We start from the raw sequence: 21,456 nt of genomic DNA, 5'->3' as shown, positions 1-21,456 counted from the left end.
TTGTGTCGCGGCAAAAGCCGTTGGCCGGGCGCCGGCCGCGCGGCCCGTCCGGCGCGCCGCACACACATCCTTTCCGAATCGACGGCGCCCGGCGGCGCGAAAGCATTCATCTATGCACATCCACATTCTTGGCATCTGCGGCACCTTCATGGGCGGTCTCGCCGTACTCGCGCGCGAGGCGGGCCACACGGTGACGGGTTGCGACGCGGGCGTCTATCCGCCGATGAGCACGCAGCTCGAGGCGCAGGGCATCACGCTGATCGAGGGCTACGGCGCCGAGCAGATCGACCTGAAACCGGATCTGTTCGTGATCGGCAACGTCGTCACGCGCGGCAATCCGCTGATGGAGGCGATCCTCGATCGCGGCCTGCCTTATGTATCCGGCCCGCAATGGCTCGGCGAGCACGTGCTGGCCGGCAAGTGGGTGCTCGCGGTCGCAGGCACGCACGGCAAGACGACCACGTCGTCGATGCTCGCGTGGCTGCTGGAAGACTCCGGTCTGAACCCGGGCTTCCTGATCGGCGGTGTGCCGCTGAACTTCGGCGTGTCGGCGCGGCTCACCGATTCGAGCTTCTTCGTGATCGAGGCCGACGAATACGATACGGCGTTCTTTGACAAGCGCTCGAAGTTCGTCCACTACCGGCCGCGCACCGCGGTGCTGAACAACCTTGAATTCGATCACGCCGACATCTTCCCCGATCTCGCCGCGATCGAGACGCAATTCCACCATCTCGTGCGTACCGTGCCCGGTGTCGGCAGGATCGTCACGAACGGCCGTTCCGACGCGCTCGAGCGCGTGCTGGCGCGCGGCTGCTGGAGCGAGGTCGAGCGGTTCGGCGTCGACGGCGGCTGGCAGGCGCTGCCGGCCGAGGACGGTGTGCCGGTCGACGAGCGTTTCGCGGTGTATTCGCACGCGGAACGCGTCGGCGAAGTCGCATGGCAGGTGCAGGGCGATCACAACCGGATGAACGCGCTCGCGGCGATCGCGGCCGCGCGCCACGTCGGCGTGCCGCCCGCGCAGGCCGCCGCGTCCCTCGCGTCGTTCCGCAACGTGAAGCGCCGCATGGAAGTGCGCGGCAGCGTGGACGGCGTGACCGTCTACGACGACTTCGCGCACCATCCGACCGCGATCGAAACCACGATCGCCGGCCTTCGTGCACGCATCGGCCGCCAGAATTCCCGCATTCTCGCCGTGCTCGAGCCGCGCTCGAACACGATGAAGCTCGGCGTGATGAAGTCGCAATTGCCGGCGAGCCTGGCCGACGCCGATCTCGTGTTCGGTTACGGCGCGCCGGCCGGGCGCGACGCGCTCGGCTGGAATCTGGCCGAGGCGCTGGCGCCGCTCGGCGACCGCGCGCACGCGTTCGACGACCTGCACCTGCTGGTGAAGTCCGTCGTCGCAGCCGCCCGCCCGGGCGACCACGTGCTCGTGATGAGCAACGGCGGCTTCGGCGGCGTTCATCAGAAGCTGCTCGATGCGCTCGGGAGCCGCTCGTGATCCTGTATCTGCACGGCTTCCGGTCGTCGCCGGAATCGCAGAAGTCGCGCCAGCTCGCCGCGCGCATGGCCGAGCTCGGCCGCAGCGGCGAGTGGCGGTGCCCGTCGCTGTCGGTGTCGCCGCTCGAAGCGATCGCGGTCGCGGAAGCCGAGGTGGCGGGCGCGCGCGACGTGACTGTCATCGGCAGCTCGCTCGGCGGCTATTACGCGACCTGGCTGGCCGAAAAACACGGCTGGAAGGCCGTGCTGCTGAATCCGGCCATCGTGCCGCAGCGCGATCTCGAGCAGCACCTGGGCGAACAGCCGCTGTGGCACGGCGGCGGCACGATCGTCGTCGAGCGCCATCACCTGCATGAACTCGACGCGCTGCGCGTGCCGGCAATCACGCGTGCCGAACGCTACTATCTGTTCGCGGCGACCGGTGACGAAGTGCTCGATTACCGCGAGATGCTCGCGCACTACCCGGGCGCGAAGACGCGCGTGATCGAAGGCAGCGATCACGGGATCAGCGAATTTGCCGACTATGTCGACGACGTTCTCGCGTTTTGCGACGGAAAGACGTCTTAATCCGGCCACGTGCCGATCGAATTCCCATCATCATGCGGCGCCGCGGACGCGGCGCCCGGCAGTCTGAACGAGAGTACTGAGTGAACGTTTTCTTCGAGGAATCGGGCAGTTTCAAGGCGGGCAGCGTGCTGTCGCGCCAGGGCGACGCATTTCAGGTCGAGTTGCCCGGCGGGCGGCGGGCCAAGGTGCGCGCGAAAGACGTGCTGATCGAATTCGACAAGCCGGCCGCGGGCGAACTGATGCAGGAAGCCGACACGGCCGCGCAGCAGATCGACCTGGATTTCCTGTGGGAATGCGCGCCGACCGACGAGTTCGCGTATACGGCGCTGGCCGCGGAATACTTCGGCGCGACGTACGGCCCGGTGGAGCGTGCGGCGCTGGTGTTGCGACTGCACGGCTCGCCCGTCTACTTCCGCCGCAAGGGGCGCGGCCAGTACCAGCGCGCGCCGGAAGAGCAGCTCAAGATGGCGCTCGCGTCGCTCGAGCGCAAGCGCCAGCAGGCGCTCGTCCAGGCGCAGTACGAAGAGGAACTGAAGGCCGGCAAGCTGCCGGAAGCGTTCGCGGGCAAGGTGCTCGGGCTGCTGACGCGGCCGGACAAGAACGCGATCGAATACAAGGCGATGGAAGCGGCGGCCGGTGCGCGCGGCGTGTCGCCGGCGCGGCTGATGCTCGACTGCGGCGGCATCGCGTCGCCGCGCGCGCTGCACGAGGCGCGCTTCCTCGCGGAGTTCTTCCCGCACGGCACGGGCTTCCCGGCCGTCACGGTCGGCCCGCTGCCGGACGACCTGCCGCGCGCGGACGTCGAGGCGTTCTCGATCGACGACATCACGACGACCGAAATCGACGACGCATTCTCGGTCGAGCATCTCTCCGACGGCCGCGTGCGCGTCGGTGTGCACATCGCGGCGCCGGCGCTCGGGATCGTGCGCGGCGACGCGATCGACGCGATCGCGCGCACGCGCCTGTCGACCGTCTACATGCCGGGCGACAAGATCACGATGCTGCCGGACGACGTCGTCGACGTGTTCACGCTGAAAGAGGGCGACTACCGCCCGGCACTGTCGCTGTACATCATCGTCAACCGCGAAACGCAGGAGATCGTCGCGAACGAGACGCGCGCCGAGCTCGTGTTCGTGAAGAACAACCTGCGGCACAACAACCTCGACGAGCTCGTCAACGAAGAGACGCTCGCGGCCGGCACCGGCGACTATCCGCACAAGGACGACATCGCCGTGCTGTGGCCGCTCGCGCAGGCGCTGTTCGAGAAGCGCCAGGTCGCGCGCGCGGGCTACGGCCTGAAGCGCGAGGTGCAGCGCAACACCGACTACAACTTCTACGTCGAAGGCGAGCACGTGACGATCACGCCGCGCCGCCGCGGCTCGCCGCTCGACCTGATCGTGTCGGAGCTCGCGATCCTCGCGAACTCGACCTGGGGCGCGTTCCTGCACGATCACACGGTGCCGGGCATCTACCGCTCGCAGCGCGGCTTCGGCGCACCGGGCCCGAAGCGCACGCGCATGCAGACGACGGCCGCGCCGCACGAAGGTCTCGGCGTCGCGCAGTACGCATGGAGCACGTCGCCGCTGCGCCGCTACGTCGACCTCGTGAACCAGTGGCAGCTGCTCGCGTGCGTGCAGCACGGCGTCACCGCGAAGCTCGCCGCACCGTTCAAGCCGAAGGACGCCGACCTGTACGCGGTCGTGCAGGGCTTCGACGACACGTATACGGCCTACGCCGACTACCAGCGCCGGATGGAATACTTCTGGTGCCTGCGCTGGCTCGCGCAGGAGCAGAAGAAGCAGGTCGTCGCGAGCGTGGTGAAGGGCGATCTCGTGCGCCTCGAGGAAATTCCGCTGCTGCTGCACGTGCCGGGGCTCGGCGTGCATGCGCGCGGCACGCGCGTGCTGCTCGACGTGATGTCGCTCGACGAGCTGACGATCGAGGCATCGGTGCGGTTGCTGAACGTGCTCGATGCGCCGACCGTGACGAGCGGCGATGCGGCCGACGAAGAGGATGACGCCGAAGGCGGCGACGACACGCTGATCGACGCCGAAGACGCGACGGCCGAAACCGAGGCGGAAGCGCTGGCGGAGGCGGACGGCGCGGCAGCCGGCGAAGGTGGTGAAGGCGGCGAAGCCACGGGCGGCAACGCCGAAGAAGAGGGGCGCGCATCATGACCGCAGCTGCGTCGACGAGCGGCGCCGACCGCTATGTCGTGTTCGGCAACCCGGTGGCGCACAGCAAGTCGCCGTTCATCCACGCGCAGTTCGCCGCGCAGACGGGCGAGCCGGTCGAATACACGCACCGGCTCGCGCCGGTCGACGGGTTCGACGCGGCCGTGCGGGCATTCGTCGCCGAAGGCGGTCGCGGCGCGAACGTGACGGTGCCGTTCAAGCTCGAGGCTCATGCGCTTGCCGACACGCTGTCGCCGCGTGCGGCGGCGGCGGGCGCGGTGAATACGCTGCGCATCGACGCCGACGGCCGTATCCATGGCGACAACACCGACGGCGTCGGCCTCGTGCGCGACATCGAAGCGAATCTCGGCGTGTCGCTGGCGGGCGCGCGCATCCTGCTGCTCGGCGCGGGCGGCGCGGCGCGCGGTGTCGTGCTGCCGCTGCTCGACCGCGCGCCGCTGTCGATCACGATCGTGAACCGCACCGCGAGCAAGGCCGAGGCGCTCGTCGGCCAGTTCATGCAGGCCGCCCACGATGCGGGTTGCACGCTCGCGGGCGGCGGCCCGGACGTCGTGCGCGCGGAGCCATATGACGTGGTGATCAACGCGACGGCCGGCAGCCTCGATGCCGCGCTACCGGAGTGCGACGCGGCCGCGTTCGGCGCGGGCACGCTCGCGTACGACATGATGTACGGCGCGCAGCCGACGGTGTTCATGCAGCATGCGGCGTCGCTCGGCGCGCGCACCGCCGACGGGCTCGGGATGCTCGTCGAGCAGGCGGCCGAATCGTTCTTCATCTGGCGCGGCGTGCGTCCGGACGGCGCACCGGTGCTGGCCGCGCTGCGCCAGGCGCTCGCGGCGAGCTGAACGGGGCGCGGCACGTGGTGGCGGTGAGCGGCACGCAGCACACGCGGACGGTGAGCCCGACGCGCTGGATCGTCTATGCGGGATCGGTGTTCGCGGGTGCGTGGCTCGCGACGCAACTGTTCTATCTCGTACAGATCGCGCTGTGGTCGTTCGTGAACCCGGGCTCGACCGCGTTCATGCGCACCGACGCGTGGTGGCTGTCGCGCGACAAGCCGCCCGCGCAGATCCAGCACCAGTGGGTGCCTTACGACCAGATCTCGCGCAACCTGAAGCGCGCGCTGATCGCGTCGGAAGACTCGACCTTCGCGACCAACAACGGCTACGACGTCGACGCGATCCTGCAGGCGTGGGAGAAGAACAAGGCGCGCGGCCGGATCGTCGCGGGCGGCTCGACGATCACGCAGCAGCTCGCGCGCAACCTGTTCCTGTCGCGCGAGAAGAGCTACATCCGCAAGGGGCAGGAGCTCATCATCACGTGGATGCTCGAAACGGTGCTCGACAAGGAGCGGATCTTCGAGATCTACCTGAATTCCGTCGAGTGGGGGCGCGGCGTGTACGGTGCCGAGGCGGCCGCACGCTATTACTACCGGATTCCCGCGAGCCGGCTCGGCGCGTGGCAGTCGGCGCGCCTCGCGGTGATGCTGCCGAAGCCGCGCTGGTTCGACGCGCACCGCGGCTCGGCCTACCAGGCACAGCGCGCGGCAGTCATTGCCCGCCGGATGGGAGCGGCCGAACTGCCGCAATCGGAGTGAACGGCGCGAGCGCGCCGTCACATTGACCGTTTCGACGCCCGTGCGCTGCACGCGGGTCGCTCGCGGGCCGTTTGTGCGCTGCAGCGCATGCGCATCACGCGCATTTCGGGTCACATCCATTAGACGAATCCGTCTATTTCGCTTTGCTGAGCAATGCTCGCGATCACGCGCGTTTGTTGGCTGATATGGCACGAAATCCTGGAATTTTTAGTATTCCCGGGTAAACGCGAAAGTCCGTGAAAGGCACGTGAAATGCAACGTTTCGCGAACCGAAGCATTCCTGAAAGGTGTGCGCCGCACCGGCCGCCGGCCAAATATTTCAAAATTTTTCAAAGCTGACGGGCTCGCGTATATTGGCCAGCGCCTCGGCTTATCGGCCGCGATCGAGGCGGGGGGCGGCTTATCCGGCTGCTCGATACAAAAAACATCCGAGAGAAGGAAAGCAACGATGCCAGCGAGCAAAGCGAAGCTGTTGTTGGGAGTGGTGTTTTCTTCGCTGATTCTGACGGCCTGCAACGACGACGTGACATCGTCCGCTGCTGCCAGCGCCGACAACTCAGCCGATCCCGCCGGTCAGGTGGACAGGGCGTACAACGATCCGAACAGTTATTCGTCGAGCGCGAACGCGTCGCTCGACGCCTCCGCCGCGGTTGAAAAGGCCGCCGTCACGCATCACCAGATCACGCTGAACGGCAAGACGATCCGCTACACGGCCACGGCCGGCCACCTCGTCGCGCGCAATCCGCAGACGGGCGCACCCGAAGCCTCGTTCTTCTATGTCGCCTATACGGCCGACAACCAGCCCGCGGCGAAGCGGCCCGTCACCTTCCTGTACAACGGCGGCCCCGGCTCGGCATCGGTGTGGCTGCACCTCGGCTCGTTCGGCCCGCGCCGGATCCAGACGGGCGACCCGAACGCGAACACGTCGACGTTCCCGTTCGTCGACAACCAGGAAAGCCTGCTCGACACGACCGACCTCGTATTCGTCGATGCGATCGGCACCGGCTTCTCCGAAGCGATCGCGCCGAACACGAACCAGACGTTCTGGGGCGTCGACCAGGACGGCGGCGCGTTCCGCGATTTCGTCACGCGCTACCTCGCCGTGAACCAGCGCAGCGCATCGCCGAAATACCTGTTCGGCGAATCGTACGGCACGCCGCGCACCGACGTGCTCGCGAACCTGCTCGAGACGGCCGGCGTGAAGCTCGACGGCATCGTGCTGCAGTCGTCGATCCTGAACTACAACACGAACTGCGACATGGCGAGCGACTACATCGGCAACTCGAACAACGGGTCGAGCCCGGTGAGTTGCGCGGGTTTCGTGCCGTCGTATGGCACCGTCGGTGCGTACTACCAGCTCGACAACCCGAACCCGTCGAACCTGCCGCAGTATGCGGACCAGATGCGCCTGCTGACGGCCGGCAGCTACGCACCCGCCGTGAACGCGTACCTGGCGAGCCATACGCCGCCGCCGCCGGCCCTCGTCACGACGATGGTGAATTCGACCGGCGTGAAGCAGTCGCTGTGGAATGCGGACTTCAACGTGATCCCGACCTTCTTCGACAACAGCTTCCAGCTGTCGCTGATTCCGGGCACGCTGATCGGCCGCTACGACGCGCGCGTGAACGTGCCGGTGTCGAGCCCGCTTGCCGCGGACGGCGATCCGTCGAGCTCGTTCATCACGAAGCCGTTCACCGACACGATCGGCAAGTACCTGCCGAACGAGCTGAAGTACACCGCGCAGTCGGCGTATTCGTTGAGCAGCAACGCGATCAACACGTGGGACTGGACGCACGACGGGCTCGCGATGCCCGACACGATCCCCGACCTCGCCGCGGCGCTGACGCTGAATCCGCAACTGAAGGTGCTGTCGCTGAACGGGTATCACGACATCGCGACGCCGTTCTACCAGACCGAGCTCGACCTCGCGCGGCTCGGGACGCAACCGAACCTGACGATCAGGGACTATCAGGGCGGACACATGGTCTATCTCGACGATACGTCGCGTCCGCAGGAGAAAGCCGACCTCGTGACCTTCTACAACGCGGCCGCGCACTGATGCTGCGCCGGCCGGCGGCAGGCGCCCGCGGTGGCGCCGCGCCGGCCGTCGACGACCTCATTCCAGACTGGAGCCTGATATGAAGAATCGTTTCATCGTCGTTGCCGCGGCGCTCGCATGTGTCGGCGCCGCAGCATCCGTATCCGCGTTCGCGCAGGCGAGCGACGCCGCCGTGCCGGCGCGCGCGCGCCAGGCGCAGCTCGGCGATCCGTACGTGCCGCCGGCCGCGCGCAAGCCGACCGCCGGCACGCAGACGACAGGCGCCGCGCTGCATGCGCAGGTGGTGCGCAAGCTCGCGCGGCAGTTCAGCGCGGCCGACTCGCAGAACACGGGTTCGATCACCGAATCGCAGGCGCGCGCGGCCGGCCTCGGTTATGTCGCGAACCACTTCCGGCAGATCGACTCGAGCGGCAACGGCCGCGTGTCGTTCGCGGACGTACAGCGCTACATGCAGGCACGCAGCACGAGCCAGCAGTAAGCGCGGCGCGCGGTGAACCAACGGGGGCGGAACCTGCGACACGGCGGGTTCCGCCCCCGTGCACATGGCGCGGCCGTTACGGCGTGCCTGCCGCGGATTTCCGTCGAATTCTCATTATCTGGGCAACGCATTCAAATATTGGAGGCGAGTGCGTGCGCTCCTACAATCCGAAGCACATCGACAGCTTCGGACCCACGCATCGCGCGGCGCCCGACGCACACGGAGACACCTTCCATGAAGTTCGCCGGGCGCTTTATTCGGTGCATCGACCGCCGCCTCGCCGCGATGCCGGACGCAGTTCCGGCGTCGCGCGAACGGCTTCACCGGTTCCGTTGAAGAAGCCCGCCCCATGACCAAGATGCCCGACTCCCTTGCCCTCGACGCCCGGCGCGCGACGCCGGACGATGCGTCGCTGACCGACAGCATCGGCGCGACCAGCACGCCGCTCGATCTCGCTGCCCAGCAGGCCGGTACGCAGACGCTGCTGCGCGGCCTGGCGATTCTCGAGGCGATCGCGAACGGCGCGCGCGACATGCGTGCGATCGGCGCCGCGCTCGGCACGACGCGCAGCACGACGCATCGCCTCGTCAGCAGCCTCGTGCAGGCGCGCTACCTGCGGCAGGTGCAGGGCGGCTACCTGCTCGGCCCGAAGCTGATCGAGCTCGGCACGATCGCGCTCGAGCAGATGCCGCTCACCGCGGTCGCGCGCCCGCACCTCGAAGCGCTCGCGGAAGCGACGCTCGACACGATCCATCTCGGCGTGCGCGACGGCGACGACGTGCTGTACATCGACAAGATTCCCGGTACGCGCGGCCTCGAGATGCGCTCGCGCGTCGGCCACCGGATGCCGCTCGCGTCGACCGGCATTGGCAAAGCGATGATGCTCGACCTCGATCCCGACCTGTGGCGCTCGCTGTTCGAGGCCGCACGGCGCGCGCTGGCCGGCGTCAATTTCAAGCCCGACAACCGGCCCGAGACGAGCGCGTTCCTGCAGCGCATGGCCCATTACGCAGCGGGCGGCTATACGTTCGACCTCGAGGAGAACGAGGCGTCGATCCGCTGCGTGGCGGCGCCGATCCGTGACGCATCGGGCGCGGTCGTCGCGGCGGTGTCGGTGGCGAGCACGATTCCGTACATGCCGCACGACCGGATGGACGAACTGATTCCGCTCGTGCAGCGCGAAGCGCGAGCCATTTCCGCGGAACTGGGCTGGAGCCCGCCGCAGGGTACCCGCAGGATCAAACGATGACGACTTCGACCCGGCCCGTTCCGGATGCCACCTCCGCCACCCCGTCGCTGATCGCGCTCGACTGGGGCACGACCTCGCTGCGCGCGTATCTGTACGACGCGCACGGCGCGCTCATCGACACGCGCAGCCGTCCGGCGGGCGTCATGCATGTGCCGGGCGGCGGCGCGCGCGCGTTCGACGCGGTGTTCGAGGAAGCCTGCGGCGACTGGCTCGACCGCTCGCCCGGCCTGCCGGTGCTCGCCGCCGGGATGGTCGGCAGCGCGCAGGGCTGGCGCGAGGCGCCGTATGTCGCGGTGCCGGCCGGCGCCGACGCGCTCGTCGCGGGCCTCATCACGGTGACGACCTCGCGCGGGGCGACGATCTCGATCGTGCCGGGCGTGATCGCCACGGGCGAATTGCCCGACGTGATGCGCGGCGAAGAAACGCAGATAGTCGGCGCACTCGCGAGCGATCCCACGCTTGGCGCCGATCGTTCAGGGGTACTGATCGGCCTGCCGGGCACGCATGCGAAATGGGCGTGGGTGACGGACGGGCTGATCGAGCGGTTCCAGACCTTCATGACCGGCGAGCTGTTCGCGGTGCTGCGCGACCACACGATCCTCGGCCGCACGATGCGCGCCGGTGCGTCGCCCGATCGCGCGGCGTTCGTGCGCGGCGTATCGGTCGCGCGCGGCGCGCGGCACACGGGTCTGCTGGCGACGATTTTCAGCACGCGCACGCTCGGCCTGACCGACCGCCTCGCGCCCGATGCGCAGGGCGACTACCTGTCCGGCCTGCTGATCGGCCATGAGCTCAACGCGCTCGACGCGATGCTCGCGGAGCGCGGCATCGCGCTCGCGGACCAGCCGCTGCTGCTGATCGGCGACGACGGCCTGTGCGCGCGCTACGCCGATGCGCTCCAGGAATTCGGCCACCCGCACGCGCGAGTCGTCGCGCATGCGACCGAGCGCGGCCTGTGGCGGATCGCGTCACGCGCCGGGCTCGTGCGCGCGGACGGCGAGCCCGTCTGCGCCGACCAATGAACCGATTGCAGAGGAACCCCTGATGCCGTCCGACCTTACGTTACCCGCGCCGTACACGCCTCACGCCGCACTGATGCGCGCGTTCGACGCGTGTCCGCTGATCGCGATCCTGCGCGGGATCACGCCCGCCGAAGCGGCCGACCACGGCCGTGCGCTGTACGAAGCCGGCTTCCGGATCGTCGAGGTGCCGCTCAATTCGCCGGAGCCGTTCGGCAGCATCGCGGCGCTGCGGCGCGCGCTGCCCGACGACGCGATCGTCGGCGCGGGCACGGTGCTGCGCGCGGAGTATGTCGATCGCGTGCAGGATGCGGGCGGCTCGCTGATCGTGATGCCGCACAGCGACGCGGCCGTGATCCGCCGCGCACGCGAGCGCGGCCTCGCGAGCGCGCCGGGTGTCGCGACGCCGACGGAAGCGTTCGCGGCGCTCGCGAACGGCGCGGACGTGCTGAAGATGTTCCCGGCCGAGCAGTTGGGCGTGGTCGTCGTGAAGGCGTGGCGCGCGGTGATCGACCGCGCGGTGCCGCTGATCCCGGTCGGCGGGATTGCACCCGACAACATGCGGCCGTTCCTCGCGGCCGGCGCGAACGGCTTCGGGCTCGGTTCGGCGCTGTACCGGCCCGGCCAGCCGGCCGACGAGACTGCCGCGAACGCGCGTGCGTTCCAGGCCGGCCTGCGCGCGGCGCGCGGCGGAGCCGCATGATGGGCCGCCTCGCGGACAAGGTCGCGATGGTGACGGGCGCGGGCCGGGGCATCGGCGCCGCGATCGCCCGCGCGTTCGTTCGCGAGGGCGCGGCCGTCGCGCTCGTCGATCTCGACCTCCCGCAGGCGCAGCGCACGGCCGCCGGGATTGCACACGACATCGCCGGCGCGCGCGTCCTGGCGCTGCAGGCGGATGTCGCACGCCAGGATGCGGTGCGCGATGCCGTGGCGCGGACCGAGGCGGCGTTCGGCCCGCTCGACGTGCTCGTGAACAACGCGGGCATCAACGTGTTCGCCGATCCGCTGACGATGACCGACGACGACTGGCGCCGCTGCTTCGCGGTCGACCTCGACGGCGTGTGGCACGGCTGCCGCGCGGCGCTGGAAGGGATGGTCGAACGCGGTCGCGGCAGCATCGTGAACATCGCGTCGACGCATGCATTCAGGATCATCCCGGGCTGCTTTCCGTACCCGGTCGCGAAGCACGGCGTACTCGGTCTCACGCGTGCGCTCGGCATCGAATACGCGGCGCGCAACGTCCGCGTGAACGCGATCGCGCCGGGCTACATCGAGACGCAGCTCACGCGCGACTGGTGGGACGCGCAGCCCGATCCGGCCGCCGCGCGCGCCGACACGCTCGCGCTGCAGCCGATGAAGCGGATCGGCCGGCCCGAGGAGGTCGCGATGACGGCCGTGTTCCTGGCGTCCGACGAGGCGCCGTTCATCAATGCCGCATGCATCACCGTCGACGGCGGGCGTGCGGCGCTGTACCACGACTGACACGATTGACGTAGCGATTCGAAAGACCGCACGTGCGACGGCCGCGCGCACGCTGCGTCGAAACCAACAAGCGGCTGCATCCTGTTCGATGAAGACAAGGAGACACTGGAGATGAAACGCAGAACGTTCGTAACGCTGGCCGCTGCGGCCGCGGTGGTGATCGGGAGCCCGGTTGCGCATGCGGCCGATCCGGTCAAGATCGGCTTCCTGGTGAAACAGCCGGAAGAGCCGTGGTTCCAGGACGAGTGGAAGTTCGCCGAGATGGCGGCGAAGGCGAAAGGTTTCACGCTCGTGAAGATCGGTGCGCCGTCCGGCGAGAAGGTGATGAGCGCGATCGACAACCTGTCCGCGCAGAAGGCGCAGGGCTTCATCATCTGCACGCCCGACGTGAAGCTCGGGCCGGGCATCGTCGCGAAGGCGAAATCGCACAACCTGAAGATGATGACGGTCGACGACCGCCTCGTCGACGGCGCGGGCAAGCCGATCGAGTCGGTGCCGCACATGGGGATCTCCGCGTACAACATCGGCAAGCAGGTCGGCGACGGCATCGCGGCCGAGATCAAGAAGCGCGGCTGGGACATGAAGGATGTCGGCGCGATCGACATCACCTACGAGCAGCTGCCGACCGCGCACGACCGCACGAGCGGCGCGACCGACGCGCTGGTGGCCGCCGGCTTCCCGAAGGCGAACGTGATCGCCGCGCCGCAGGCGAAGACCGACACGGAGAACGCGTTCAACGCGGCGAACATCGCGCTCACGAAGAACCCGCAGTTCAAGCACTGGGTGGCGTACGGCCTGAACGACGAGGCCGTGCTCGGCGCGGTGCGCGCGGCCGAAGGGCGCGGCTTCAAGGCCGACAACATGATCGGCATCGGCATCGGCGGCTCCGATTCGGCGCTGAGCGAGTTCAAGAAGCCGCAGCCGACGGGCTTCTACGGCACCGTGATCATCAGCCCGAAGCGCCACGGCGAGGAAACCTCCGACCTGATGTACGCGTGGATCACGCAGGGCAAGGCACCGCCGGCGCTGACGCTGACGACGGGCATGCTCGCGACGCGCGACAACGTGTCGAAGGTGCGCGACGAGATGGGGCTCGCGTCGAAGTAAGCGGCCCGCCGGCTGCCGCGGCGATGCGGCGGCCGGCGGTCGATCGATTCCGGAAGTGGAGAGGCGACGTGTCAGCGGCACTGCGTTTTGACAATATCGGCAAGGTATTTCCCGGCGTGCGCGCACTCGACGGCATCTCGTTCGACGTGCACGCGGGCGAGGTGCATGGCCTGATGGGCGAGAACGGCGCGGGCAAGTCGACGCTGCTGAAGATTCTCGGCGGCGAATACCAGCCCGATGCGGGCAGCGTGCTGGTCGACGGCCGGCCCGTGCAGTTCGCGAATGCGGCCGCGTCGATCGCGGCCGGCATCGCGGTGATTCACCAGGAGCTGCAGTACGTGCCCGACCTGACGGTCGCGGAAAACCTGCTGCTCGGCCGCCTGCCGAATGCGTTCGGCTGGGTGCGGAAGCGCGAGGCGAAGCGCTACGTGCGCGAGCGGCTCGCGGCGATGGGTGTCGATCTCGATCCCGATGCGAAGCTCGGGCGGCTGTCGATCGCGCAGCGGCAGATGGTCGAGATCTGCAAGGCGCTGATGCGCAATGCGCGCGTGATCGCGCTCGACGAACCGACCAGTTCGCTGTCGCATCGCGAGACCGAGGTGCTGTTCAAGCTCGTCGACGACCTGCGCGCGCAGGGCCGCGCGCTGATCTACATCTCGCACCGGATGGACGAGATCTACCGGCTCTGCAATGCGTGCACGATCTTCCGCGACGGGCGCAAGATCGCGTCGCACGAATCGCTCGGCGACGTGCCGCGCGAGCGGCTCGTCGCCGAAATGGTCGGGCGCGAGATTTCGGATATCTACCATTACGCGCCGCGCACGCTCGGCGACGTGCGGTTCTCCGCCGAAGGCGTCGACGGCCATGCCCTGCGCGAACCCGCGAGCTTCTCGGTGCGCGCGGGCGAGATCGTCGGCTTCTTCGGGCTGGTCGGCGCGGGCCGCAGCGAGCTGATGCGGCTCGTGTACGGCGCGGATCACCGGCGCGCGGGCGTGCTGACGCTCGACGGCGCGCGCATCGACGTGAAGCGCACCGGCGACGCGATCCGCCACGGCATCGTGCTGTGCCCCGAGGATCGCAAGGAAGAAGGGATCATCGCGATCGCGTCGGTCGCGGAGAACATCAACATCAGCTGCCGCCGCCATTCGTTGCGCGCGGGGCTGTTCATCAACCGCAAGGCCGAAAGCGAAACCGCCGACCGCTTCATCCAGCGGCTCAAGATCAAGACGCCGAACCGGCGCCAGAAGATCCGCTTCCTGTCGGGCGGCAACCAGCAGAAGGCGATCCTGTCGCGCTGGCTCGCGGAGCCCGACCTGAAGGTCGTGATCCTCGACGAGCCGACGCGCGGGATCGACGTCGGCGCGAAGCACGAGATCTACGACGTGATCTACCGGCTCGCGGAGCGCGGCTGCGCGATCGTGATGGTGTCGTCGGAGCTGCCGGAAGTGCTCGGCGTGTCCGACCGCATCGTCGTGATGCGCGAAGGCCGGATCGCGGGCGAGCTGCCGCGCGAACGGGCGAACGAGCACGCGGTGCTGAGCCTGGCGCTGCCGCAGACGAGCGCCGTCGAGGCGGCCTGACGCAGGACACGACAATCGAATCGGACGCGCGGCACGGGCCGCGCGATGCAGGAGCAGGAGACACAATCATGCAAGTCAACGAAAACCTCGGCAGCGCCGCCGTGAAGCCCACGGCCGACGCGCTGGTGCCGCAGCAGAGCGACCGCCAGAAGTGGTGGCAGCACCTGACCGAATACAGCCTGATCGCGATCTTCGCGGTGATGTTCATCACGATGTCGCTGACGGTCGATCATTTCTTCTCGATCGACAACATGCTCGGCCTCGCGCTGTCGATCTCGCAGATCGGCATGGTCGCGTGCACGATGATGTTCTGTCTCGCGTCGCGCGACTTCGACTTGTCGATCGGCTCGACCGTCGCGTTCTCGGGCGTGCTGTGCGCGATGGTGCTGAACGCGACCGACAACACGTTCGTCGCGATCGTCGCCGCGGTCGCGGCCGGCGCCGCGATCGGCTTCGTGAACGGCGCGGTGATCGCGTACCTGCGCATCAACGCGCTGATCACGACGCTCGCGACGATGGAGATCGTGCGCGGGCTCGGCTTCATCGTGTCGAAGGGGCAGGCGGTCGGCGTGTCGTCGGATACGTTCATCGCGCTCGGCGGGCTCACGCTCTTCGGCGTGTCGCTGCCGATCTGGGTCACGCTGCTGTGCTTCATCGCGTTCGGCGTGCTGTTGAACCAGACGGTGTATGGCCGCAACACGCTCGCGATCGGCGGCAATCCCGAGGCGTCGCGTCTCGCGGGGATCAACGTCGAACGCACGCGCGTGTACATCTTCCTGATCCAGGGCGCGGTGACGGCGCTCGCGGGCGTGATCCTCGCATCGCGCATCACGTCGGGCCAGCCGAACGCCGCGCAGGGCTTCGAGCTGAACGTGATCTCCGCGTGCGTGCTCGGCGGCGTGTCGCTGATGGGCGGCCGCGCGACGATCTCCGGCGTCGTGATCGGCGTGCTGATCATGGGCACCGTCGAGAACGTGATGAACCTGTTGAACATCGACGCGTTCTACCAGTACCTCGTGCGCGGCGCGATCCTGCTCGCGGCCGTGCTGCTCGACCAGTTGAAGAACCGCGGCGTACGCGACTGACCGACCGGTTTCCACGGAGACGAACCGCATGACCATCGACACTTCCGCGCACGACGCGCACACCACGAGCCACGCGCGCTATGCAGGGTATCCGAGCCTCGAGGATCGCGCGGTGCTGATCACGGGCGGCGCGACCGGCATCGGCGCGGCGTTCGTCGAACACTTCGCGTTGCAGGGGGCACGCGTCGCGTTCGTCGACCTCGACGCGACCGCCGGCGCCGCGCTGGCGGACAGCCTCGCGCACGTACGCCACGCGCCGCTGTTCATCCAGTGCGACCTGACCGACGTCGGCGCGCTGCGCCATGCGATCGACGCGATCCGCGCGCGCATCGGCGCGATCGCGGTGCTCGTGAACAACGCGGCGAACGACGCGCGCCACGCGATCGGCGACGTGACGCCCGAATCGTTCGACGCGGGCATCGCGGTGAACCTGCGTCACCAGTTCTTCGCCGCGCAGGCGGTGATCGACGACATGAAGCAGCAGGGCGGCGGCGCGATCATCAATCTCGGCTCGATCAGCTGGATGCTGAAGAACGGCGGCTATCCCGTCTACGTGATGGCGAAGGCGGCCGTGCAGGGGCTGACGCGCGGCCTCGCGCGCGACCTCGGCCCGTTCGGCATCCGCGTGAATTCGCTGGTGCCGGGCTGGGTGATGACCGACAAGCAGCGCCGGCTGTGGCTCGACGACGCGGGCCGCGCGGCGATCAAGGCCGGCCAGTGCATCGACGCCGAACTGCTGCCCGCCGATCTCGCGCGGATGGCGCTGTTCCTCGCGGCCGACGACAGCCGGATGATCACCGCGCAGGACGTGATCGTCGACGGCGGCTGGGCCTGACCGCTCGCACGACCCGCATCGTTTCTTCGACGAAGGAAAGGAGTTCATCATGACCGCCACGTCCTCGCGCGCATCGTCGTCCACCAGCCAGTCGCGCCGCGCGCGCCTGGCCGCCGCCGCGCAGCCGGTCAGCCCCGGCCCGCAGACGGCTGCTTTCGCGCAGGGCGTCGGCGCCGCGCATGCGGCGGCCGTCACGCTGTCGAACGCGGCGCTGCGGCTCGACGTGCTGCCGCATCTCGGCGGCGGCATCGCGCGCTTCGACTGGCGCGGCGACAACGGCGCGTTGATGCCGGTGTTCCGCCGCTGCGACCACCCGGAGACGGCGACGGACCCGAACCAGCTCGCGTGTTATCCGCTGCTGCCTTACTCGAACCGCATCGGCGGCGCGCGTTTCGAATGCGACGGGCGCAGCGTCGCGGTGCCGCGCAACCGCCGCGACGAGCCGCTGCCGATCCATGGCGACGGCTGGCTCGCGCCATGGCAGGTGGACGATGCGACCGCCACGTCGCTGCAGCTGTCGCTCGATCGCACCGCCGGTGCGCCGTATGCGTTCCGCGCGATCCAGTCGTTCGAGCTCGACGATACGACGCTGTCGATCGCGCTGACGATCGAGAATGCGGGGCGCGCGCGATTGCCGTTCGGGCTCGGCGTGCATCCGTTCCTGGTGCGCGACGACGTGACCGAGCTGGCCGCGGCCGCCGGCGGGCTGTGGCTGTCGGGCGCCGATTTCCTGCCGGTGCGGCACGTGAGCGTGCCGCCGGCCTGGCAGTTCGGCGTCGCGTATCCGCTGCCGGCCGCGCTCGTCAATCACGCATTCACCGGCTGGGGCGGCCACGCGACGGTGAGCTGGCCGCGCCGCGGACTGTCGCTGACGGTGGCGGCCGACGCCGATGCGTACGTGCTCTATACCCCGCCCGGCGAGGACTTCTTCTGCTTCGAGCCGGTCGATCATCCGATCAACGCGGTGAACCTGCCGGGCGGCGCGACCGCGCACGGGATGACGCTGCTCGCGCCCGGCGAGCGGCTCACGCGGCGTTTCGCGTTCACCGTCGAGCGCGCCGATGCGCGCGGCAATGGCGCGACACGCGAGGCGCGTCGGCGACGCGGGTAAAATACGCGGTCTACCAACGGTTTGCCGCGAGTACCCGCCATGTCTTCCCCGCTTACTTTCATCGAATCGCTGCGCGCCGCGTGGCAGCGCACGAATTCGCTGCTGTGCGTCGGCCTCGATCCCGAGCCGTCGCGCTTTCCCGTGCAGTTCGAGGGCCAGCCCGACGCGATCTTCGAATTCTGCCGGCAGATCGTCGACGCGACCGCGCAATACGCGAGCGCGTTCAAGCCGCAGATCGCCTACTTCGCCGCGCATCGCGCGGAAGACCAGCTCGAGCGCCTGATCGCGCACATCCACCTCCAGCACCCGGGCCTGCCCGTGATCCTCGACGCGAAGCGCGGCGACATCGGCAGCACGGCCGAGCAGTACGCGCGCGAAGCGTTCGAGCGCTATCGTGCGGACGCCGTCACGGTGAACCCGTACATGGGTTACGACTCGGTCGAGCCGTACTTCGAGCACGAAGGCAAGGGCGTGATCGTGCTGTGCCGCACGTCGAACCCGGGCGGCTCCGACCTGCAGTTCCTCGACACGAACGGCCGGCCGCTGTACCAGGTCGTGGCCGATCTCGCGGCGAACAAGTGGAACGCGAAGAACGGCCAGCTCGGCCTCGTGGTCGGCGCGACGTTCCCGAAGGAAATCGAGATCGTGCGCGGGATCGTCGGCGACATGCCGCTGCTGATCCCCGGCATCGGCGCGCAGGGCGGCGACGTGCAGGCGACCGTCAACGCAGGCCGCACGGCCGACGGCACCGGCATGATGATCAACTCGTCGCGCGCGATCCTGTACGCGAGCAAGGGCGAGGATTTCGCCGAAGCCGCGGCGCTCGCCGCGCAGAAGACCCGCGACACGATCAACGCGCATCGCTGATCGACGCTGGCGCCGGCTGCCCGCGCGGGCAGCCGGTTCCGGCAGGCCCGCGTTCGCGGGCCCGTGCCGCTTTCTCCGCCTTACCGCCTCCGTTTCCCTCGTTCCCGGCCGTCGCACTGACGCGCACGGGCAACTTCCCGTCGTTTCCGCACCGCATGCCCGCGCGCCAATCGCGCGATGCTCGCGCTTGTCATCGGTCTGTAACGAAACTGTCAAGAAAGGGAGTGACGCCATGCCCAAGCTGTCCCGACGTCTTCTGAGCGCGCTTGCCGCGTCGTTGTGCATGAGCTTCGCCCACGCGGCGGACCTGTCGCACTGGCCGGCCGACAGCGCGAAGGCGTTGAACGCGATGATCGCAGCGCACGCGCACCGCGGCGACTACGCGGTGTTCGACGCCGACAACACGACCTACCGCTACGACCTCGAGGAGTCGCTGCTGCCGTACCTCGAGAACCGCGGCGTGCTGACGCGCGACACGCTCGATCCGTCGCTGAAGCTGATCCCGTTCAAGGATTCCGCCGACTACAAGGAATCGCTGACGAGCTATTACTACCGGCTCTGCGAGATCGACGACCTGGTCTGCTACCCGTGGATCGCGCAGGCGTTCGCCGGGCAGTCGCTGGCCGACCTGAAGCGCCACGTCGACGCGATGCTCGCCGACGGCAAGCCGATCCCGATCCGCTACTGGCAGGGCGACAAGGTGGCCGACGGCACGGTGAACCCGCCGCGTTTCTTCCGCGGGATGCAGGAGCTGTACAACGTGCTGCGCGAGAACGGGATCGAGGTCTACGTGATGACGGCCGCGCACGAGGAGCTCGCGCGGCTCGTGCTGTCCGACCCGAAGTACGGCTACAACGTGAAGCCGCAGAACGTGATCGGCGTGACGACGCTGCTGCGCAACCCGGCGACCGGCGCGCTGACGACGTCCCGGTTGCAGATCAAGGCCGGCAAGTACGACGAGGCCGCGAACCGCAGCCTCGTGATCACGCCGTTCCTGATGAACCCGATGACGTGGTACGAAGGCAAGCTCGGCTCGATCGTCGGCTGGATCGACCAGTGGAAGAAGCCGGTGCTCGTCGCGGGCGACACGCCGACGTCCGACGGCTACATGCTGCTGAACGCGACCGACGTCGCGCGCGGCGGCGTGCGCGTGTGGGTGAACAAGAAGGACAAGCAGATGGCGCAGATCCGCGCGTGGTCGGATGAATCGGCCGCGCGGCAGAAGTCGCTCGGCCTGCCGGTCACGGCGGACAAGAACTGGATCGTCGTGAAGCCCGACGCGATCCAGTAAGCGGGCCGGCAGGGGCGCTGCGGGCGCCCCTGCCCGGTCAGCCCTCGCGCTCGTCGAGCAGCTTCAGCAGCCCGCGCAGGGCATGCGCGGCCGCCTGCGTGCGGATCTGATCGCGGTCGCCCTTGAACACGAGCGTCTCGACGTCGGTATGCAGCCGGTTGCTCCAGCCGAACGACACGGTGCCGACCGGTTTCTTCTCGCTGCCGCCGGCCGGGCCCGCGATGCCGGTGACGGACAGCGCGACCTGCGCGCGGCTGTTGCGCAGCGCGCCTTCGGCCATCGCGCGCGCGACGGGCTCGCTGACGGCGCCGTGCTTGTCGATCAGGTCGGGCGGCACGCCGATCATGTCGATCTTGGCCTGGTTCGAGTACGTGACGAAGCCGCGCTCGAACCACTGGCTGCTGCCGGAGATGTCGGTGATCGCGGTGGCGATCATGCCGCCGGTGCAGGATTCGGCGGTGGCGAGCGTCAGGTGCTCGTCACGCAGCTTGTTGCCTGCGCGGATCGCAAGCTGGTGGACGACGGAATCGGTTGGCATGCGCGTCGGGAAACGGGAGTCGGGAAATCGGTCAGCCGACGACGGAGCGCCACAGGGCGATCACGAGCAGCGTCATGAACGCGGCGACCAGGTCGTCGACCATGATGCCGAGCCCGCCTTTCAGGCGGCGCTCGAAATAGCGGATCGGCGGCGGCTTGAGCATGTCGAAGATGCGGAACGCGACGAACGCCCATAGCTGGCCGATGAAGGTCGCGGGCGTGACGAACAGCATCACGAGCCAGATCGCGACGATTTCGTCCCAGACGACGGCGCCCGGATCGGACGTGCCCATCTTTCTCGCGGTGAAGCCGGTGAGCCACGTGCCCGCCGCGAAGCCGACCGCGATCAGCGCCCACCATTCGGGCACCGTCAGGTAGCGGTTGAGCACGACGAACGTGAGCCAGCCGAACAGCGAGCCGAACGTGCCGGGCATGAGCGGCGCGAGCCCGCTGCCGAAGCCGAGCGACACGAGGTGCGCGGGGTGCGACAGCATGAAGCGCGCGGTCGCGCGCCGCGGCGCGTGTCCGCCAGGTGCGGCGCCGGGCTCGGCCGCGGCGTGCGCGGGCGTCGGGTCAGTCTGCATGGAAGTGGTCGAAGCCGTGCAACGTGAGGGCGAGGGGCGCGCCGGCGGCGTCGCGCCACGCGATCGCGGGCTGTTCCGACGGCGCGGACAACGCGCGTATTGTACCGATTCGCGTGACCGGCACGCCGGCCGTCAGGCCGGCCGCTTCGACCGCCGCGCGGGCCGCCGCCGGCGCGGTGAAGCACAGTTCGTAGTCGTCGCCGCCGGCCAGCGTGCAGCGTCGCTGCACGTCGGGCGGCAGCGTCGCGAGCGCGGCCGAGCGCGGCACCGCGTCGGCATCGATCTCGGCGCGCACGTGCGAGCGGGCGAGGATGTG

General features: G+C 68.8%; 20 protein-coding genes and 1 pseudogene. 18 read left to right on the top strand and 3 right to left on the bottom strand.

Going from position 1 to position 21,456, the window contains the following annotated elements:
- The 18 genes from mpl to ABY44_RS01825 form a co-directional block, all read left to right on the top strand.
- The coding region (mpl, locus tag ABY44_RS01910) for a UDP-N-acetylmuramate:L-alanyl-gamma-D-glutamyl-meso-diaminopimelate ligase (RefSeq protein WP_431640791.1) at positions 1 to 1,498 on the top strand (1,498 nt) is incomplete at its 5' end.
- A complete protein-coding gene (locus tag ABY44_RS01905) occupies positions 1,495 to 2,064 on the top strand; it encodes a YqiA/YcfP family alpha/beta fold hydrolase (RefSeq protein ID WP_021161885.1) in 570 nt (189 codons plus the stop codon). The genes mpl and ABY44_RS01905, both read left to right, overlap by 4 nt.
- An 80-nt stretch (positions 2,065 to 2,144) precedes the next feature.
- Complete coding sequence (locus ABY44_RS01900; protein ID WP_060169899.1) at positions 2,145 to 4,241, top strand: ribonuclease catalytic domain-containing protein; 2,097 nt, start codon at positions 2,145 to 2,147, stop codon at positions 4,239 to 4,241.
- On the top strand, positions 4,238 to 5,104 hold the full coding sequence (gene aroE / locus ABY44_RS01895; RefSeq protein WP_027788422.1) for a shikimate dehydrogenase: 867 nt from the start codon (positions 4,238 to 4,240) through the stop codon (positions 5,102 to 5,104). Before ABY44_RS01900 ends, aroE begins: the two co-directional genes overlap by 4 nt.
- A 14-nt stretch (positions 5,105 to 5,118) precedes the next feature.
- Positions 5,119 to 5,856 (top strand): monofunctional biosynthetic peptidoglycan transglycosylase, encoded by a 738-nt coding sequence (mtgA, locus tag ABY44_RS01890; protein ID WP_042976647.1) that lies wholly within the window; start codon positions 5,119 to 5,121, stop codon positions 5,854 to 5,856.
- 448 nt (positions 5,857 to 6,304) lie between these two features.
- Positions 6,305 to 7,915 (top strand): S10 family peptidase, encoded by a 1,611-nt coding sequence (locus ABY44_RS01885; protein ID WP_027788420.1) that lies wholly within the window; start codon positions 6,305 to 6,307, stop codon positions 7,913 to 7,915.
- Between the two features lie 79 nt (positions 7,916 to 7,994).
- Positions 7,995 to 8,393 carry an EF-hand domain-containing protein gene (locus tag ABY44_RS01880; protein WP_060169901.1) on the top strand — a complete coding sequence of 133 codons (399 nt, stop codon included), beginning with the start codon at positions 7,995 to 7,997 and terminating at the stop codon, positions 8,391 to 8,393.
- Positions 8,394 to 8,742: 349 nt separating this feature from the next.
- Positions 8,743 to 9,642 carry an IclR family transcriptional regulator gene (locus ABY44_RS01875; RefSeq protein WP_021161879.1) on the top strand — a complete coding sequence of 300 codons (900 nt, stop codon included), beginning with the start codon at positions 8,743 to 8,745 and terminating at the stop codon, positions 9,640 to 9,642.
- Positions 9,639 to 10,664, top strand: coding sequence for a 2-dehydro-3-deoxygalactonokinase (locus ABY44_RS01870; RefSeq protein ID WP_060169902.1), 1,026 nt, complete (start codon positions 9,639 to 9,641; stop codon positions 10,662 to 10,664). Before ABY44_RS01875 ends, ABY44_RS01870 begins: the two co-directional genes overlap by 4 nt.
- A 22-nt stretch (positions 10,665 to 10,686) precedes the next feature.
- Complete coding sequence (locus tag ABY44_RS01865; protein ID WP_060085801.1) at positions 10,687 to 11,364, top strand: 2-dehydro-3-deoxy-6-phosphogalactonate aldolase; 678 nt, start codon at positions 10,687 to 10,689, stop codon at positions 11,362 to 11,364.
- On the top strand, positions 11,364 to 12,143 hold the full coding sequence (locus tag ABY44_RS01860; protein ID WP_042976654.1) for an SDR family oxidoreductase: 780 nt from the start codon (positions 11,364 to 11,366) through the stop codon (positions 12,141 to 12,143). Before ABY44_RS01865 ends, ABY44_RS01860 begins: the two co-directional genes overlap by 1 nt.
- 111 nt (positions 12,144 to 12,254) lie before the next feature.
- Positions 12,255 to 13,250 carry an arabinose ABC transporter substrate-binding protein gene (locus ABY44_RS01855; RefSeq protein ID WP_060169904.1) on the top strand — a complete coding sequence of 332 codons (996 nt, stop codon included), beginning with the start codon at positions 12,255 to 12,257 and terminating at the stop codon, positions 13,248 to 13,250.
- A 68-nt stretch (positions 13,251 to 13,318) separates the two neighbouring features.
- Complete coding sequence (araG, locus tag ABY44_RS01850) at positions 13,319 to 14,830, top strand: L-arabinose ABC transporter ATP-binding protein AraG (protein ID WP_060085802.1); 1,512 nt, start codon at positions 13,319 to 13,321, stop codon at positions 14,828 to 14,830.
- Positions 14,831 to 14,898: 68 nt separating this feature from the next.
- Positions 14,899 to 15,915, top strand: a complete 1,017-nt coding sequence (araH, locus tag ABY44_RS01845; RefSeq protein ID WP_048026113.1) for an L-arabinose ABC transporter permease AraH — start codon at positions 14,899 to 14,901, stop codon at positions 15,913 to 15,915.
- Positions 15,916 to 15,943: 28 nt separating this feature from the next.
- Positions 15,944 to 16,750 (top strand): SDR family NAD(P)-dependent oxidoreductase, encoded by an 807-nt coding sequence (locus ABY44_RS01840; RefSeq protein ID WP_060169906.1) that lies wholly within the window; start codon positions 15,944 to 15,946, stop codon positions 16,748 to 16,750.
- A gap of 49 nt (positions 16,751 to 16,799) precedes the next feature.
- Positions 16,800 to 17,861 (top strand): aldose 1-epimerase, encoded by a 1,062-nt coding sequence (locus ABY44_RS01835; RefSeq protein WP_059697857.1) that lies wholly within the window; start codon positions 16,800 to 16,802, stop codon positions 17,859 to 17,861.
- A 39-nt stretch (positions 17,862 to 17,900) separates the two neighbouring features.
- Positions 17,901 to 18,728 (top strand): orotidine-5'-phosphate decarboxylase, encoded by an 828-nt coding sequence (pyrF, locus tag ABY44_RS01830; protein WP_059697855.1) that lies wholly within the window; start codon positions 17,901 to 17,903, stop codon positions 18,726 to 18,728.
- A gap of 232 nt (positions 18,729 to 18,960) precedes the next feature.
- Entirely contained in the window at positions 18,961 to 20,019 is a 1,059-nt protein-coding gene (locus ABY44_RS01825; RefSeq protein WP_060169908.1) for a hypothetical protein, read from the top strand.
- 37 nt (positions 20,020 to 20,056) lie between these two features.
- Here ABY44_RS01825 and ABY44_RS01820 read toward each other — a convergent pair whose 3' ends face one another.
- The 3 genes and pseudogenes from ABY44_RS01820 to ABY44_RS01810 form a co-directional block, all read right to left on the bottom strand.
- Entirely contained in the window at positions 20,057 to 20,557 is a 501-nt protein-coding gene (locus tag ABY44_RS01820; RefSeq protein ID WP_021161868.1) for a CinA family protein, read from the bottom strand.
- A 31-nt stretch (positions 20,558 to 20,588) separates the two neighbouring features.
- Positions 20,589 to 21,140, bottom strand: a complete 552-nt coding sequence (locus ABY44_RS01815; RefSeq protein ID WP_060085805.1) for a phosphatidylglycerophosphatase A family protein — start codon at positions 21,138 to 21,140, stop codon at positions 20,589 to 20,591.
- Positions 21,130 to 21,456: pseudogene (locus ABY44_RS01810) on the bottom strand (thiamine-phosphate kinase); the annotation flags it as partial. The pseudogene ABY44_RS01810 and the gene ABY44_RS01815, both read right to left, overlap by 11 nt.

Origin of the sequence: Burkholderia sp. ZZQ-2, assembly GCF_050768715.1 — a bacterium.
GTDB lineage: Bacteria > Pseudomonadota > Gammaproteobacteria > Burkholderiales > Burkholderiaceae > Burkholderia > Burkholderia cepacia.
Note: the sequence above shows the minus strand (reverse complement) of the source record. Positions and strands in the feature narration are given on the sequence as shown.

Excerpts from the sequence above, each read along its gene's own strand:
- aroE (WP_027788422.1), top strand. The coding sequence starts at position 4,238 with ATGACCGCAGCTGCGTCGACGAGCGGCGCCGACCGCTATGTCGTGTTC.
- ABY44_RS01885 (WP_027788420.1), top strand. The coding sequence starts at position 6,305 with ATGCCAGCGAGCAAAGCGAAGCTGTTGTTGGGAGTGGTGTTTTCTTCG.
- ABY44_RS01880 (WP_060169901.1), top strand. The coding sequence starts at position 7,995 with ATGAAGAATCGTTTCATCGTCGTTGCCGCGGCGCTCGCATGTGTCGGC.
- ABY44_RS01875 (WP_021161879.1), top strand. The coding sequence starts at position 8,743 with ATGACCAAGATGCCCGACTCCCTTGCCCTCGACGCCCGGCGCGCGACG.
- ABY44_RS01870 (WP_060169902.1), top strand. The coding sequence starts at position 9,639 with ATGACGACTTCGACCCGGCCCGTTCCGGATGCCACCTCCGCCACCCCG.
- ABY44_RS01865 (WP_060085801.1), top strand. The coding sequence starts at position 10,687 with ATGCCGTCCGACCTTACGTTACCCGCGCCGTACACGCCTCACGCCGCA.
- ABY44_RS01860 (WP_042976654.1), top strand. The coding sequence starts at position 11,364 with ATGGGCCGCCTCGCGGACAAGGTCGCGATGGTGACGGGCGCGGGCCGG.
- ABY44_RS01855 (WP_060169904.1), top strand. The coding sequence starts at position 12,255 with ATGAAACGCAGAACGTTCGTAACGCTGGCCGCTGCGGCCGCGGTGGTG.
- araH (WP_048026113.1), top strand. The coding sequence starts at position 14,899 with ATGCAAGTCAACGAAAACCTCGGCAGCGCCGCCGTGAAGCCCACGGCC.
- ABY44_RS01840 (WP_060169906.1), top strand. The coding sequence starts at position 15,944 with ATGACCATCGACACTTCCGCGCACGACGCGCACACCACGAGCCACGCG.
- ABY44_RS01835 (WP_059697857.1), top strand. The coding sequence starts at position 16,800 with ATGACCGCCACGTCCTCGCGCGCATCGTCGTCCACCAGCCAGTCGCGC.
- pyrF (WP_059697855.1), top strand. The coding sequence starts at position 17,901 with ATGTCTTCCCCGCTTACTTTCATCGAATCGCTGCGCGCCGCGTGGCAG.
- ABY44_RS01825 (WP_060169908.1), top strand. The coding sequence starts at position 18,961 with ATGCCCAAGCTGTCCCGACGTCTTCTGAGCGCGCTTGCCGCGTCGTTG.
- ABY44_RS01820 (WP_021161868.1), bottom strand. The coding sequence starts at position 20,557 with ATGCCAACCGATTCCGTCGTCCACCAGCTTGCGATCCGCGCAGGCAAC.
- ABY44_RS01815 (WP_060085805.1), bottom strand. The coding sequence starts at position 21,140 with ATGCAGACTGACCCGACGCCCGCGCACGCCGCGGCCGAGCCCGGCGCC.